This window comes from Paenibacillus sp. SAFN-054 (assembly GCF_051966755.1).
Taxonomy (GTDB): Bacteria; Bacillota; Bacilli; order Paenibacillales; family Paenibacillaceae; genus Paenibacillus_AQ.
On the sequence record NZ_JBQCKS010000001.1, the window covers coordinates 345,832 to 360,186 of the forward strand.

At 50.3% G+C, this 14,355-nt stretch carries 17 protein-coding genes; all 17 read left to right on the forward strand.

Annotated features, from left to right (window positions below; all coding sequences use genetic code 11):
- The first annotated feature begins 17 nt into the window (after window positions 1-17).
- The 17 genes from ACTHPM_RS01615 to ACTHPM_RS01695 all read left to right on the forward strand — a co-directional run bounded on the left by ACTHPM_RS01615 (window position 18) and on the right by ACTHPM_RS01695 (window position 14,193).
- Entirely contained in the window at window positions 18-2,120 is a 2,103-nt protein-coding gene (locus tag ACTHPM_RS01615; protein ID WP_440393443.1) for a chemotaxis protein CheW, read from the forward strand.
- 54 nt (window positions 2,121-2,174) lie between these two features.
- Window positions 2,175-2,636 carry a chemotaxis protein CheW gene (locus tag ACTHPM_RS01620; RefSeq protein WP_440393444.1) on the forward strand — a complete coding sequence of 154 codons (462 nt, stop codon included), beginning with the start codon at window positions 2,175-2,177 and terminating at the stop codon, window positions 2,634-2,636.
- A gap of 39 nt (window positions 2,637-2,675) precedes the next feature.
- Window positions 2,676-3,269, forward strand: coding sequence for a chemotaxis protein CheC (locus ACTHPM_RS01625; RefSeq protein WP_440395321.1), 594 nt, complete (start codon window positions 2,676-2,678; stop codon window positions 3,267-3,269).
- The gene (locus ACTHPM_RS01630; protein WP_440393445.1) at window positions 3,262-3,759 is read left to right on the forward strand and encodes a chemotaxis protein CheD; all 498 of its coding nucleotides are present in this window, start codon (window positions 3,262-3,264) and stop codon (window positions 3,757-3,759) included. Before ACTHPM_RS01625 ends, ACTHPM_RS01630 begins: the two co-directional genes overlap by 8 nt.
- 2 nt (window positions 3,760-3,761) lie before the next feature.
- A complete protein-coding gene (locus tag ACTHPM_RS01635; RefSeq protein WP_440393446.1) occupies window positions 3,762-4,172 on the forward strand; it encodes a hypothetical protein in 411 nt (136 codons plus the stop codon).
- Window positions 4,173-4,186: 14 nt separating this feature from the next.
- The gene (locus tag ACTHPM_RS01640) at window positions 4,187-4,975 is read left to right on the forward strand and encodes a FliA/WhiG family RNA polymerase sigma factor (protein ID WP_440393447.1); all 789 of its coding nucleotides are present in this window, start codon (window positions 4,187-4,189) and stop codon (window positions 4,973-4,975) included.
- 30 nt (window positions 4,976-5,005) lie between these two features.
- Entirely contained in the window at window positions 5,006-6,415 is a 1,410-nt protein-coding gene (locus ACTHPM_RS01645) for a DUF342 domain-containing protein (RefSeq protein WP_440393448.1), read from the forward strand.
- Window positions 6,416-6,470: 55 nt separating this feature from the next.
- Window positions 6,471-6,785, forward strand: coding sequence for a hypothetical protein (locus ACTHPM_RS01650; RefSeq protein WP_440393449.1), 315 nt, complete (start codon window positions 6,471-6,473; stop codon window positions 6,783-6,785).
- Between the two features lie 57 nt (window positions 6,786-6,842).
- Window positions 6,843-7,424, forward strand: a complete 582-nt coding sequence (locus tag ACTHPM_RS01655) for a DUF6115 domain-containing protein (protein WP_440393450.1) — start codon at window positions 6,843-6,845, stop codon at window positions 7,422-7,424.
- Window positions 7,421-8,038 (forward strand): hypothetical protein, encoded by a 618-nt coding sequence (locus ACTHPM_RS01660; RefSeq protein ID WP_440393451.1) that lies wholly within the window; start codon window positions 7,421-7,423, stop codon window positions 8,036-8,038. The genes ACTHPM_RS01655 and ACTHPM_RS01660 overlap by 4 nt, the downstream gene beginning before the upstream one ends.
- Window positions 8,039-8,256: 218 nt before the next feature.
- Complete coding sequence (gene rpsB, locus ACTHPM_RS01665) at window positions 8,257-8,955, forward strand: 30S ribosomal protein S2 (protein ID WP_127607489.1); 699 nt, start codon at window positions 8,257-8,259, stop codon at window positions 8,953-8,955.
- A gap of 194 nt (window positions 8,956-9,149) precedes the next feature.
- Window positions 9,150-9,800 (forward strand): translation elongation factor Ts, encoded by a 651-nt coding sequence (tsf, locus tag ACTHPM_RS01670; protein WP_160497015.1) that lies wholly within the window; start codon window positions 9,150-9,152, stop codon window positions 9,798-9,800.
- Window positions 9,801-10,089: 289 nt separating this feature from the next.
- On the forward strand, window positions 10,090-10,818 hold the full coding sequence (gene pyrH / locus ACTHPM_RS01675) for a UMP kinase (protein ID WP_136604734.1): 729 nt from the start codon (window positions 10,090-10,092) through the stop codon (window positions 10,816-10,818).
- On the forward strand, window positions 10,818-11,372 hold the full coding sequence (gene frr, locus ACTHPM_RS01680; RefSeq protein WP_440393452.1) for a ribosome recycling factor: 555 nt from the start codon (window positions 10,818-10,820) through the stop codon (window positions 11,370-11,372). Before pyrH ends, frr begins: the two co-directional genes overlap by 1 nt.
- A gap of 72 nt (window positions 11,373-11,444) precedes the next feature.
- Window positions 11,445-12,212 (forward strand): isoprenyl transferase, encoded by a 768-nt coding sequence (locus ACTHPM_RS01685; RefSeq protein ID WP_440393453.1) that lies wholly within the window; start codon window positions 11,445-11,447, stop codon window positions 12,210-12,212.
- Between the two features lie 21 nt (window positions 12,213-12,233).
- Window positions 12,234-13,034 (forward strand): phosphatidate cytidylyltransferase, encoded by an 801-nt coding sequence (locus ACTHPM_RS01690; RefSeq protein ID WP_440393454.1) that lies wholly within the window; start codon window positions 12,234-12,236, stop codon window positions 13,032-13,034.
- Between the two features lie 19 nt (window positions 13,035-13,053).
- On the forward strand, window positions 13,054-14,193 hold the full coding sequence (locus ACTHPM_RS01695) for a 1-deoxy-D-xylulose-5-phosphate reductoisomerase (RefSeq protein ID WP_440393455.1): 1,140 nt from the start codon (window positions 13,054-13,056) through the stop codon (window positions 14,191-14,193).
- The last annotated feature ends 162 nt before the right edge of the window (window positions 14,194-14,355 follow it).

A 14,355-nucleotide genomic window follows, 5' to 3' on the forward strand; every position in this document is an offset into this window, starting at 1 on the left:
AAAGGAGGTGTCTCACAATGGACATGAACCAATACCTATCCATGTTTATTGATGAGTCCAACGATCATCTGCAATCATTGAACGAAAATATGCTTCTGCTTGAAGGCAGCCCGAGTGATCTTTCGATCGTTCAAGTGATTTTTCGTTCAGCCCATACGTTAAAAGGAATGGCCGCTACGATGGGATTCGAGGATCTCGCCGCGCTCACCCACCAGATGGAGAACGTGCTGGATTTGGTCCGCAACGATAAGTTGGCCATGCAGGATTTTATTTTCGACACACTGTTCAAAAGCTTGGACGCACTGGAATCCATGGTGCAGGATATAACCGAAGGCGGCGAAGGTAAGGCTGATGTATCCCAGATCGTGTCTTCGCTTCAGGCGATTGTCAGAGGGGAAGACCTCTCAGCCAAAGCTTCCGCCGGCGGTGAGGAAGTAAGCTCAGCCGCTGCTGTTTCTGCCGCGAATACCGCTATTCAGCTGGATGAGTTCCAATATTCCGTATTAAACCAGTCGATCGCGGATGGACATCGCGTGTTGTATCTGGACGTTCATATCCGTGAAAATTGCCAGTTGAAGGCCGTACGAGCCTACATGGTGTTCGATTTGCTTGAAAGATCCGGCGAGGTCGTCAAATCCTCTCCTTCCGTGCAGGACATTGAGCAGGAAAAGTTCGAGTTCAGCTTCTCCCTTTACTACATAACACTAAAGGATCCTGCCGAACTACAGCAGCAAATTTTAAGTGTGTCGGAGATTGACAAAGTCACCGTCATGGAGCTTGATCAGGAAACATTGCAGCAAATGAGCGAGCTCGGAGCAGCATCGCAGGAAGCTGCGGCCGCGGTTGCTCCGGCTAAGGAAGAAACCGCTGAGAAACCGCAGGCTGCGGCAGTACCCGTTCAGGAAGTAAACAAACAGGCCCCTAAGGCGCCTGCTGCCAAATCCCCTACTAAGGCCGGAGGTGCGGCTCCATCGCGCACCATCCGTGTAGACATCGAACGGCTTGACGTCCTCATGAATTTATTCAGTGAATTGTTGATTGACCGTGTTCGCCTGGAACAGCTTGCCACCGAGGTTCAGAATCATGCACTGACGGAGACGGTAGAGCATATGAGCCGTGTCAGCTCCGATCTGCAGGATATCGTCATGAAACTGCGGATGGTCCCAGTCGATACGGTCTTCAACCGCTTTCCGCGGATGGTGCGCGACTTGGCCAAATCGCTGGATAAGAAGGTTGACCTGATCATCACCGGCGCAGAGACCGAGCTCGACCGGACTGTCATTGACGAAATCGGGGATCCGCTGGTGCATCTTCTGCGTAACGCTGTCGATCATGGCATCGAGCCTATCGCCGACCGGATCAGCGCAGGGAAACCGGAAACGGGAACGGTCCATTTGCGGGCTTTCCACAGCGGAAATCATGTTTTTATCGAAATCGAAGAAGACGGGCGCGGCATTTACCGGGAAAATATCTTGAAAACCGCTCTTAAGAGAGGCGTGGTTACCGAGGAGCAGGCATCGGGTATGTCCGATGAAGAGGTTCATCAGCTGCTGTTCGCTCCAGGATTCAGTACGGCTGAGAAAATATCCGATGTCTCCGGGCGTGGGGTGGGCCTTGACGTGGTCAAAGCAAAAATCACGTCGCTCGGCGGCCAGGTTACCATCTATTCGACACCGGGCAAAGGGACGAATTTCTCGGTACAGCTTCCGCTCACCCTGTCGATCATTGCGGCTATGCTGGTCAAAATGGGCTCTGAAAAATACGCCATTCCGCTGTCATCGATCGTGGAAACCGGCTTGGTGCGCAAAGAACAGATCCGCACGGTTCATGGCAATCGCATGGTCGAGTTCCGCGGGCAGCATATTCCGCTTATTTCGCTCAGCCGTATTTTCAGCATTGCCGATTTTAATGAGAACGAAGAGGCGGAAACCGAGATTATCGTCATTCACAAGGGCGAACGTCTGGCAGCGCTGGCGGTTGACGAATTTATCGGTCAGAACGAAATTGTTCTGAAAGGGCTTGGCAAATATCTCCCGCCGATTAAAGGGATTTCCGGGGCTACTATCCTGGGTGACGGTCAGGTTGCGCTCATTCTTGATCCAAATGTGTTTATAAAATAGACAAGCCATTCTTTTCCGCATCCGAGCTTGTAATCATAAAGGGAGGTTTTTCTCATGGGAGAGGAAATCAAAGTTATCGTATTTAAACTTGGCAGCGAGGAATACGGGATTGAAGTGGACAAGGTCCAAACGATTGAACGTATGCTTCCGATCACCAGAGTACCTAAAACGTACACTTTTGTAAGAGGCGTCATCAATTTGCGCGGTGTTGTGATTCCGGTCATTGATCTGCGCGGCCGTTTCGGACTTGAAGAAGGCGATTATACCGATCAGACCCGGATTATTATCGTAGCCGTGAACGACATGGAAGTCGGTTTTATCGTAGACTCGGCCAATGATGTCATCGATCTTCATACAGACCGCATCGAAACGCCGCCGGAAGTGGTTGGGGGCATCAAGGCGAAATATTTGGACGGAGTCGCCAAAATCGGCGATGACCGCTTGCTCATCATGCTGAATCTTTCCGAAGTGCTGAACAAAAGTGAAATTATTCAATTGGAAAGCTTAGAGGAGTAGTGGCCGGTGGAGGTCTTTAAGCATTTTAAGGAATTTAAAATGGATGTCTTAAAGGAAGTGGGGAATATCGGCGCCGGCAATGCGGCGACGGCATTATCGCTCCTTTTGAACAAACCGGTGGACATGGCAGTACCCAAGGTGCAGCTTCTTCCGTTCGAAGCGATTTCAGACAAGGTGGGGGGAGCCGAGCAGGTTGTGATTGCGATTTTCCTCCGCGTGGAAGGGGATGCGCCGGGGAACCTTTTCTTCATTCTGAGTCCTGATGCCGCCAAGGGCTTGCTGAACCGGCTGGTTGGCGTGCTTCCCGATACGGAATCCCTTTTCGATGAGATGGAGCAGTCGGCATTATGCGAAATCGGCAATATTTTGGCGGGTTCGTATTTATCCTCACTGGCCGATTTCACGAAGCTGTCCATGTCTCCGACGGTTCCGGCCATGGCAATGGACATGGCAGGTGCCATATTGAGTTATGGTTTACTGCAGTTCGGACAAATGGGAGACGATGCCCTTTTGATCGATACGACGTTTCTGGAGGACGACCACGAGGTGGAAGGGCAATTTTTCCTCATTCCGGATCCGGACTCGTTCGCCAAGATTTTTCAATCGCTGGGAGTACCTGTGGATCATGATTGAAGAGCAAAGCATAGTGAAAGTAGGCATGGCCGACCTGAACGTTGTGCAGCGTTCCGGAGTGATCCGGACGGTCGGCTTGGGCTCCTGCATCGGTCTCACGATGTATGACCCTCAGCTGAAGGTGGCCGGTATGGCGCATATCATGCTGCCGTCATCGGACATTGCCCGCGAAGGACAGCTGAACATCGCCAAGTACGCGGATACGGCTCTGCCTGCTCTTCTGGACAAGCTATTGCAAATGGGTGCTTCCCCCTCGCGCATCGTCGCCAAAATGGCAGGAGGCTCGCAGATGTTCGCATTTGCCGGCACCGGGGACACCATGAGAATCGGACCGCGGAATGTGGAGTCCTGCAAATTGAAGTTGGCAGATCTTCAGATTCCGCTCATTGCTGAAGACACGGGCGGTAACTACGGGCGTACGATCGAACTGGATGCAAGTACGGGAATCCTGTATATCCGCAGTGTACAAACAGGTGTAAAGGAAATGTAGCCATGAAAGGAAATCTGCGGTTTAATCTGGTTTTTGGCGTTATAGGTTTTATATGGACCTTGCTGTTTTCTCTGACAAATAATCTGTTTATGACAAGTGTTATACGTGGGCTGGTGTCTTTTGTCGCATGGTTTCTATTGGCATTCTTGCTTAGATGGGTCTGGACTGTGATCAGCAGCCCGCAGGAACATGCTACGCCGCAGGGCGGAAAGGAAGAGGACAAGCTAACGGGAAACCGTTTGGACTTGACGACCCCAGATGAAAGTGACGAGCTGAACGAGCTGCTGAAGCCAAAACCCGATCAATCCAATGAAAACGGTAATGGTTTTACACCACTCAATCCGCCGAAACTGGTCTCGACAAAGGATCCTGAAGAATTGGCCAAAGCGGTTCGTCACCTGACAGAAAAATAAGGAGGGTGAGGGTAGTGAACGATCGTAAAACTTCTCATCTGAATCACGCCGAGCTTTGGGAACAGTGGAAAGAGCATGGAAATCTGGAAGCAAAAAAGAAATTGATAGAGAGCTATCTGCACATTGTGGATTATGTATCGAGCCGCCTGGCTATCGGTCTTCCGAAGAATGTGTCCAAGGACGATCTGGCCAGCAACGGCGTTATGGGCTTGATCGATGCGGTTGATAAATTTGATTATAAACGCGGTCTCCAGTTCGAGACCTACGCATCCTTTCGGGTCAGAGGGGCGATTCTGGATTCGCTCCGCCAAGGAGACTGGGTGCCCCGTTCGGTTCGTGAAAAGGCGAAAAAGATCGAGGATGCATACCAGCAGCTGGAGCAAAAGCATCTCCGCACCGTATCGGATGCTGAAATGAGCGATTACATGAACGTTTCAGTCAAAGAATTTCAGCATATGCTGCAGGAAGTGGCTGTCATGTCTCTGTGCTCGCTCGAAGATCCTATCAGGGAAGAAGAGTCGGAAACCAGGCTTTCTATTATGGTAGACGACAAAGCGAAGAATCCGGATTATAAGGTCAACGAATTTTATTTAAAAGAATCGCTCGTCAAGGGGCTTGAGAAGCTCACAGAAAAAGAGCGTACCGTCGTTTCGTTGCTATATTACGAAGATTTATCACTCAGCGAGATTGCCGAGGTGATGTCTCTTTCGCCTTCGAGAATTTCTCAACTGCATTCCAAAGCGATTTTACGTTTACGGGGAACGCTGGAAAAACATCGGGATTTGCTGATGCAAAACGACTGACCGCTGTAGAAATGGAAGGGAGGAAAAGGATTGACAGCCCAATTAGCATTGGATAGCTTTTTGAGTGTTACGTTCTCGGACGATAAAAGCGTTGCATATATACAGTTTTCAAAGCGTGAAGAGGGCTTCAAGTGCACAGAAGACGAATTGATGCTTTTTTTGCGCACCCACCAGGTTCAATACGGGATCGAGCGGGATATTATCAGCAGAATTGCGAGCCACCCGGAAGAGTATATGTTCAATCGTACGCCGGTCGCCATGGGGGAGCAGCCTGTCAGTGGAACGGATGGTTACATCGAGTATGCGTTCAAGCTGCGGGAGGAGCGGGAACAAAAGCCGCTGGAAACGGAAGATGGCAAGGTGGATTATAAGGAACTCTTGAATCTGAACAATGTGAAAAAGGGACAGCTGATCGCCAAGCGGATGCCGCCTCAGCCCGGTAAGCCCGGTACGTCGGTAACGGGTGAGATCATTCCGTTTAAACCAGGGAAAGAGGCCTATTTTAAAGTCGGGAAGAACGTAGTGCTCGATGCCGAGCAGACCTCCATGTATGCGGCGATTGACGGATTGATTGCCACGACAGACAAAGGTAAGATCAACGTGTTCCCGGTATATGAGGTCAACGGTGACGTCGATTACAGCGTCGGCAACATCGACTTCGTCGGAACGGTCGTGATCCGCGGCAATGTATTGACCGGATTCCGGGTAAAGGCTGCAGGCGACATTCGCGTCGTCGGCGGCGTTGAAGGGGCCGAACTGGACGCGGATGGTTCAATCGAGATCACGAGCGGCATCATCGGTTACAACAAAGGCTATGTCAAAGCGGGAAGAAACGTCAAAAGCTCGTTTATTCAGGACGGAACCGTTGTCGCAGGCGAGGATGTCATCGTATCGCAAAGCATTATGCATTCAAATATCCGCGCAGGCAAAAACGTGATCTGCAACGGAACCAAAGGCTTGATCGTCGGAGGAAGCATCCAGGCTGGCGAGAGGGTAACGGCGCGGACGGTAGGAAATAGCATGTCCACCATGACCTCGATCGAAGTGGGCGTTCAGCCGGAGCTCCGAAACGAGTTGACCGATTTGCGCGGACAGACGAAGCAGTTCAAGGAAGCGCTGGATAAAACAGAAAAGGCCCTGACTTTATTGAACCAGCTTGCGTCCACGGGACAGCTGACACCGGATAAGGTGGCTCTCAGGGTGAAACTGAACGCGACCCAAAAATCAACGCAGCGGGAGCAGGCTGCGGCAAGAGAACGGATACTTGAAATTGAAAAAACGCTTGAAGATACGGTCAAGGCGAGGGTCGATATCATAAAAATGATCTATGGAGGATCCAAAATCGTCATTGGCAGATATACAAGATTCATCAAGGATCCGGCCGAACGCGTCTCTTTTTATTATCATGATGGCGACATAACGATGGCCCCATATATTTAGAACGTTGCATGGAGGCTAAGAAGTGAAAACTTACCTCTAAGGCGGGTGAATATTCGTGAGTCTGAAAGCGGTAGAAATGCAAATTGCCATTCCCCGTACCACGGAAGCGGGCAAAATACAAAACGATGTTCATCATAGATCCTCACAAGAGCAGCAGTTTATGACAGGACAGCAGATCAAGGAAAGTCAGGATCTCCGTCAGCGGAGTACGGGGATTGATGAGACTGCGAATGCTGCCGTGCGTGAGGACGGGAAGCAGCCTGATTCCAAACGCCAAGGATCTCATGGGCATAAATCAAAGCCGGAGCAGGAGGAGCATCCCGATGCGGAGCACCCGTATAAAGGTCATCATCTGGATGTTTCTCTGTAGCCCGAGGTTTCTCGTCATACGGCATCTAAAATAAGCAGGTAAAGGAGAACAACAGGTTTGAAACCGTGGATGATTGTCGTTTTATTGGGCGCCGCCGCTATAGTTTATGCTCTCATGCTGCCTAAACGGCAAGTCGACAAATCTTCTTCTGATAAAGATAAAATGGTTCAGGAAGTAGAAGCGACACTGGAGCAGTACATGTCTGATATCGAACGCGAAAATGAAGAGCTGGTCGACCTGATCAGCCAAATGAAACAGGAGTCGGCATCCAAACAGCTTGTCCTTCAGGAACAGCTTTCCGAAATGAGGCAGAGACTGATTCAGCTGGAGCAGCAGACGTTTCATCAGGAAGCCCGTCTGGCCGCGGCAGAGCAAGGAAACCATCAGGCAGCATCCGTGCTGCTGACGCAAGCTCAAGAAGCGGCCGCTGCTCAGATGAGCCTCTTTCAGCAGGATCAGGCGAAGGCAGTTATTATAGAAGAGGAAGCAAAGGAACCCTCCATACGGGAACGTTACCCGGAGCTGTTTGAATTGTATGCTCAAGGAAAATCCGTGGATGGCATTGCGAAAGTTGTAGGTATGCAGAGCGGTGAAGTACAGCTGATTCTGCAGCTGGCCAAGCAGGAGGGATCGTTGTGATCAAAAATCGTTCATTCATGACCGGTCTGGGCAGCGGTTTGGTGGCAGGAGCGCTTTTACTGCAGCTGATGAATGTCGGGGCGGGCCAGCAAACGATCGCCGATACACCGGCAGCGGCCAGTCTGACAAAGGAGCAGCTTGAGGAACAGGCGGAAGCAATGGATTTGAAGCTGGTTGACGCTGACGAGAAGCGAATGACGGAAGAGGAATGGAAGCAGCAGATGATCGATCAGAGCTCCAAGCCCCAGGGCAGCGAAGTAAAGGCCCCCGAGTCCGGGAAGAAGACCGAGAAGCCTGCCACGCCGTCGGAGCCGGCTGCCCCGGATTCCAAGGCGAATGGACAAGCGCCAAAGACCGTAAATCCAGCCGCAGGCAAAAGCCCCTCTACGCCCAAAGCTCCATCCGTTAAAGTGAAAATTACGAGTGGAAGCAATTTGACCGACGTTGCCGCCAAGCTGAAGCAGGCAGGTGTCATTTCCGACACGGCCTCTTTCGTAGCAAAAGGCAGAAGCCAGAAAATGAGCACCAAAATCTTATCCGGAACGTACGAGTTTGCGCCCGGGGAAGATTTCAGCAGCATAATCGCCAAAATTACGACAAAACCGCCTAGCTGAATGGACATGCAGCCTGACGGTTTTTTTAATGTTTCCGCGGGAAGGAAAAACACGTGAATAGGCGTTGCAACAGTCATTCACTTATGGTATATTAAATGACGGTGTTAAAACACACGCTGTCGGATTTCGTAAAGGGTGCTTTCCTGATGGAGAGTCTTGACGGGAAATGAAAGCAGCGGAGGACACAATAAAAAACCAAACTTAGGAGGTGTGTGAAGATGGCAGTAATCTCCATGAAACAGCTTCTCGAAGCTGGCGTTCACTTCGGTCACCAGACTCGTCGTTGGAACCCGAAAATGGATAAATATATCTTCACTGAAAGAAACGGCATTTACATTATCGACCTGCAAAAAACAGTTAAAAAGGTCGAGGAAGCTTTTAACTTCGTTAAAGGCGTAGCTGAAGAGAACGGTACAATCCTGTTCGTCGGCACGAAAAAACAAGCTCAAGATTCCGTGAAAGAGGAAGCTGAACGTTGCGGCATGTACTACATTAACCAACGCTGGCTCGGCGGAACTTTGACTAACTTCGAAACTATCCAAAAACGTATCAATCGTTTGAAAGAGCTTGAGAAGTGGGAAGAAGACGGCACATTTGCTGTTCTGCCTAAAAAAGAAGTTATCCTTCTCCGCAAAGAGAAAGATCGTCTTGAAAAATTCCTTGGCGGTATCAAGAACATGAAAGGCCTTCCTAGCGCCTTGTTCATCATTGATCCTCGCAAAGAGCGTATCGCAGTTGCCGAAGCCCGCAAATTGGGTATCCCAATTGTAGGTATCGTTGATACGAACTGTGATCCGGACGAAATCGACTACGTTATTCCTGGTAATGACGACGCGATCCGTGCCGTGAAACTGTTGACTGGCAAAATGGCTGACGCTGTGGTGGAAGCTCACCAAGGCGAAGAAACAACTGCCTAAGTTCAGCAGGATAGCAAGCATAGACATGAATTAAATGAAAAGGGTGGTTGGTAGGTGGATAACCTCTCACTGCCCTTTTTTTAAGATTACAGATGAATTCGGCTCTGTCGAATACATTCGGTTATCGCAATGAAACGACCGAAATGCGGTCTGAACAAACAAATTTAACGAACAATTTTTGGAGGGAATATTCCATGGCAGTTAGTGCTAGTGCAGTAAAAGAGCTTCGTGAAAAAACAGGCGCAGGTATGCTGGATTGCAAAAAAGCGCTTGAAGAAGCAAACGGCGATATCACCAAAGCAATTGAAGTTCTTCGTGAAAAAGGTCTTGCTGCAGCTGCAAACAAAGCCGGACGCGTAGCTACTGAAGGCGTTGTAGAATCCTACATCCACGGCGGCGGCCGTATCGGCGTTCTGGTTGAAATCAACTGCGAAACCGACTTCGTAGGCAAAACCGATCAATTCAAGGAATTCGCTCGCGACATCGCAATGCACATCGCGGCTTCCAATCCGCGTTATGTAGCCCGCGAAGAGGTTCCTGCTGAAGAAATCGAGAAAGAAAAAGAAATCCTGAAGGCACAAGCCCTGAATGAAGGCAAGCCTGAAAAGATCGTTGAAAAAATGGTTGAAGGCCGTATTGGTAAATACTATGAAGAATTCTGCCTGCTTGAGCAGTCCTTCATTAAAGATCCGGACAAAACCATCGCTACCCTGCTGAAAGAGAAAATCAGCACGATCGGCGAAAACATCTCGATCCGTCGCTTTGTTCGTTACGAGCTGGGCGAAGGCATGGAGAAAAAAGTGGATAACTTCGTTGAAGAAGTTATGGCACAAGTTAAGAACTAAGCATTTCCATAGCTCGCTTGAGCGTTTGAATACACAGGTACGATAAAGAGCGGAACACGCCAGTGTTCCCTCTTTTTTCAGAGATCAGCAAGGTTTGCTTTCCATGAAATACCGCCTGATCTCGTAAGAAAAACATCCGCTGCCGGGGCATGCGCCCCCCATCGGAAGTTTTTCTTTAGAGTATGAGAATGACATCAGTTCTGGTATGCTCTGCTTAGGCAGAGCAGGAAGCAAAGGTTTCTTAAACTGGCACCAGACAGGTGCTGTCTTAAAGTGGAGGGTAAACATTTTGAAAGAGCCTATTTTTAAACGAGTTGTCTTAAAGGTCAGCGGTGAATCGCTCGCAGGCCAAAACGGATATGGCATAGATGCTGTCACCATCGCATCCATTGCTGAACAAGTGAAGGAAGTTGTGGAACTGGGCGTTCAAGTCGCGATTGTATGCGGCGGCGGCAACATTTGGCGCGGCATCGCCGGCAGTTCGAGCGGTATCGACCGTGCAACGGCCGATTACATGGGAATGCTGGCTACCGTCATGAACTCGCTCGCGCTTCAGGATGCGCTGGAACAAATCGAAGTGCCAACGCGCGTACAAACGTCGATTGCCATGCAGCAGATCGCTGAACCGTACATTCGCCGCAGAGCCATCCGCCATCTGGAAAAAGGCCGCGTGGTCATTTTTGCGGCAGGAACAGGCAACCCGTTCTTCTCGACGGATACGACAGCTGCGCTGCGTGCAGCTGAAATCGAAGCCGAAGTGATTTTGATGGCCAAAAACAAAGTGGACGGCGTATATTCTGCAGATCCTTTCAAAGACAGCACAGCAGAAAAATACGAGCAACTGACGTATTTGGACGTTCTTAACAAGAATTTGGGTGTGATGGACTCCACGGCATCCTCCCTCTGCATGGATAACAATATTCCGCTGATCGTATTTGCGATTACCGAGCAAGGAAACATCAAACGGGTCGTTCAAGGTGAGAAAATCGGGACGATCGTTAAAGGGAGTGTAGACTAATGCCTCAAACGGTGAAAAAACACGCGGAGGAGCGCATGGAAAAGGCGATCTCCGCTTTGAAAAGAGATTTGGCGACACTGCGCGCCGGACGCGCGACTCCAGCCCTGCTGGACCGCATTCAGGTGGAATACTACGGAGCAATGACTCCGCTGAACCAGCTGGCAAACATTAATACCCCGGATACGCGTACATTGATGATTCAGCCATGGGACAAATCCTCCCTGTCTGACATTGAAAGAGCGATCATGAAGTCTGATCTCGGACTTACACCAGCCAATGACGGAAATACCATCCGCTTGGTCATCCCGCCGCTGACAGAGGAACGCCGTACGGAACTCGTCAAAATGACGAAGAAGTTCGGTGAGGAATCCAAGGTTGCTATCCGTAATATTCGCCGCGACGCTAATGACGATATTAAAAAAATGGAAAAAACCGATATATCTGAAGATGAATCCCGTCGTCACCAGGAAGACATCCAGAAGACGACGGATAAGTTCATCGCGGAAGTCGACAAAGTGCTCGTAGCTAAAGAAAAAGAGATCATGGAAGTATAAGAGACTTGCGGCCCCTCCTATTATGGTGGGGTTTGTGTCTTTTTTTGCAGAAACCCGCATGGAGGAACTAGAATGATCAAACGAGTTCGATCGTGGTGGACACGGGAAGACCAAATACAGCCGCCGGAGCGGTCTATGGACAATGTGCCAGAGCATGTCGCCATCATCATGGATGGTAACGGACGCTGGGCAAAAAGCCATGGACTGCCGCGCTTTATCGGGCATCAAAATGGAATGAAGGCCGTGAAACGAACGACAATTGCTGCGGATAAGCTGGGAGTCAAGTATTTGACGCTGTATGCCTTTTCGACGGAAAATTGGAAGCGCCCCAAGGACGAGGTCGATTTTCTGATGCGTCTGCCTCAGGAGTTTTTGGCTCTGGAGCTGGATGAGCTGATCGAGAAAAACGTGCAGGTTCGGATGATGGGTGACCGCGAAGGACTTCCTTCCTACACGCTTAGCGCCATGGAAGAAGCGGTCAGACGCACAGAGAAAAATACCGGTCTGGTGCTTAACTTTGCGCTTAATTATGGCAGCCGCAAAGAAATTTCGGACTGCATGCGAGAGTTGGGGCGGGAAATTGCGTCCGGAGCTTTGGACCCGGATGACATCACGCCGGAATTGCTGAACCGTCATATGCTATCCAGAGATCTTCCGGATCCTGATTTGATCATACGAACCAGTGGAGAAATGCGGATCAGCAACTTTATGCTGTGGCAGATGGCTTATAGCGAAATGTGGTTTACCGATATTTACTGGCCTGATTTCAATGAACAATACTTATATGAAGCGGTCGCTGAATACCAACGCAGGACGCGAAGATACGGCGGCCTGACTTAGCCTGATGGAGGATGGAGATCGTTGAAACAACGACTGATTACCGGAATAATAGCTGGGGTTGTTTTTTTGGGGCTTTGCTTGCTCGGCGAACTGCCATACCATCTCATCGTCCTGGCGATGGCGATGGTCGGGTATTATGAATTCGTGCGTATGACAAAGGTTCCGCCTTTTAGCGGGACGGCATGGCTGGGTTATTTGGGCGTTCTGATGTTTATGTTTCCCTGGAAGCTGCTGGACATCGAGTTCCCGTTCTCTTGGGACCATGCCATATGGCTGCTCATGTTCCTGTTTATGCTGGTCACGGTCATAACAAAGAACAAAATCGGAATACAGCAGGCTGCGATGCTGTTTTTGGGTGCCGTTTATGTCGGAGTCGGCTTTTTCTATATTGCCGACTCCCGCAATGCTCCGGACGGTCACGGGTTGTTCTGGACCTTCCTGCTGCTTGTATCGATTTGGGCCAGCGACGCTGGCGCGTATTTTGTAGGCAAATGGATTGGCAAGAACAAGCTATGGCCTGCGATCAGCCCGAATAAGACCATTGAAGGAGCTCTTGGCGGTGTAGTCATTGCCATGCTCGCCGCCGTGGTATTCTCTCTGTTTTCCGGCGGTATTCTTTCGTTCGGAAGAGCTTTAGCGATCGGGCTTGCCTGCGCGGTAGCCGGACAGCTGGGTGATTTAATTCAGTCGGCCTACAAGCGAGTCTACGGCATCAAGGACTCCGGGACGCTGCTGCCGGGACACGGAGGAATCCTTGACCGATGCGACAGCTGGATCATCGTTTTTCCGTTCGTACATATCATGATGTTGATGCCTTATTAAATGCGAGAGAAGGTTCGTTATGAAGAAGATTAGCGTGCTCGGTTCCACGGGCTCGATCGGAACGCAGACACTGGATGTGGTGGCGAAGCATTCTGACCATTTTCAAATCGAAGGACTGGCGGCAGGCTCGAATACGACGCTCCTTCTGGAGCAGGTCCGGAAGTTCAGACCACGCAAAATTTCGGTGGGAAGCCGCGAGCTGGCTGAGCAGATCAAATCGGAGGTGCCGGAAGGGACGGAAGTGTTCTACGGGGATCAAGGTTTGATCGAAGTTGCTGCCGGTACGGACGCCGAAATGGTCGTCACGGCGGTGATGGGGAGTCTGGGGCTTCCCTCCACGCTGGCCGCGATCGAAGCGGGGAAAACGATCGGACTTGCCAATAAGGAGACACTCGTGACGGCCGGACATTTGGTAACGGCGCTTGCGAAGCAAAAGGGCGTTAAGCTGCTGCCTATCGACAGCGAGCATTCCGCGATATTTCAATGCTTGAACGGGGAGAACCGCCAGGATCTGGCCAGCATAACGCTTACGGCATCCGGCGGCTCTTTCCGGGACCGGACCCGCGAAGAGCTGAAGCAGGTGACGGTTGAGGATGCTTTGAAGCACCCGAATTGGTCGATGGGAGCCAAGATTACTATCGACTCGGCGACGATGGTGAACAAAGGCCTGGAAGTCATCGAGGCCCACTGGTTATTCGGACTTCCTTACGAGCAGATCAACGTGCTTTTGCATCCGGAAAGCATCATTCATTCTTTTGTGGAATTCAAAGATACGAGCATCATTGCACAGCTCGGCAACCCGGACATGCGGGTGCCGATTCAGTACGCGCTCACATATCCGCAGCGGTGGGACTCTCCTTCAAAGCGCCTGTCGTTGGCTGAAGCAGGAAGCCTCCATTTCCGAGAAATGGACTTCGAACGCTTCCCTTGTTTAAGACTGGCTTATGATTGTGGTAAAATGGGTGGTACAGCCACAACAGCATTCAATGCTGCAAACGAGGTGGCCGTAGCGCGGTTTTTACGCAGGGAGATTTCATTTTTGCAGATTGAGGATATTATCGAAAGAGTGCTCGAGCGGCATCACAACATTTCTGAACCTATACTCGCGGAAATCGAAGAGTGCGACACACGCACACGAGAAATCGCGGCCAAGCTGTAAAGTCGCTTGAGCATATGTTTATCGCCAATGACCCACTCTTCTCCCTTATCTAAAAAATGACTCAAAAGTGATTCTCTTGTGCGGGACCGGAGAATAATGATAATCTATATAGACTGAATTGCGGGTCGAGCCCTTTCGTGAAATCATCGAGGCGGGCCCCAA

What these genes read in the sequence shown, in the direction of transcription:
- ACTHPM_RS01620 (WP_440393444.1), top strand. Translation starts at nt 2,175, where the DNA reads ATGGGAGAGGAAATCAAAGTTATCGTATTTAAACTTGGCAGCGAGGAA.
- ACTHPM_RS01685 (WP_440393453.1), top strand. Translation starts at nt 11,445, where the DNA reads ATGATCAAACGAGTTCGATCGTGGTGGACACGGGAAGACCAAATACAG.
- ACTHPM_RS01630 (WP_440393445.1), top strand. Translation starts at nt 3,262, where the DNA reads ATGATTGAAGAGCAAAGCATAGTGAAAGTAGGCATGGCCGACCTGAAC.
- rpsB (WP_127607489.1), top strand. Translation starts at nt 8,257, where the DNA reads ATGGCAGTAATCTCCATGAAACAGCTTCTCGAAGCTGGCGTTCACTTC.
- frr (WP_440393452.1), top strand. Translation starts at nt 10,818, where the DNA reads ATGCCTCAAACGGTGAAAAAACACGCGGAGGAGCGCATGGAAAAGGCG.
- ACTHPM_RS01695 (WP_440393455.1), top strand. Translation starts at nt 13,054, where the DNA reads ATGAAGAAGATTAGCGTGCTCGGTTCCACGGGCTCGATCGGAACGCAG.
- ACTHPM_RS01635 (WP_440393446.1), top strand. Translation starts at nt 3,762, where the DNA reads ATGAAAGGAAATCTGCGGTTTAATCTGGTTTTTGGCGTTATAGGTTTT.
- ACTHPM_RS01625 (WP_440395321.1), top strand. Translation starts at nt 2,676, where the DNA reads ATGGATGTCTTAAAGGAAGTGGGGAATATCGGCGCCGGCAATGCGGCG.
- tsf (WP_160497015.1), top strand. Translation starts at nt 9,150, where the DNA reads ATGGCAGTTAGTGCTAGTGCAGTAAAAGAGCTTCGTGAAAAAACAGGC.
- ACTHPM_RS01615 (WP_440393443.1), top strand. Translation starts at nt 18, where the DNA reads ATGGACATGAACCAATACCTATCCATGTTTATTGATGAGTCCAACGAT.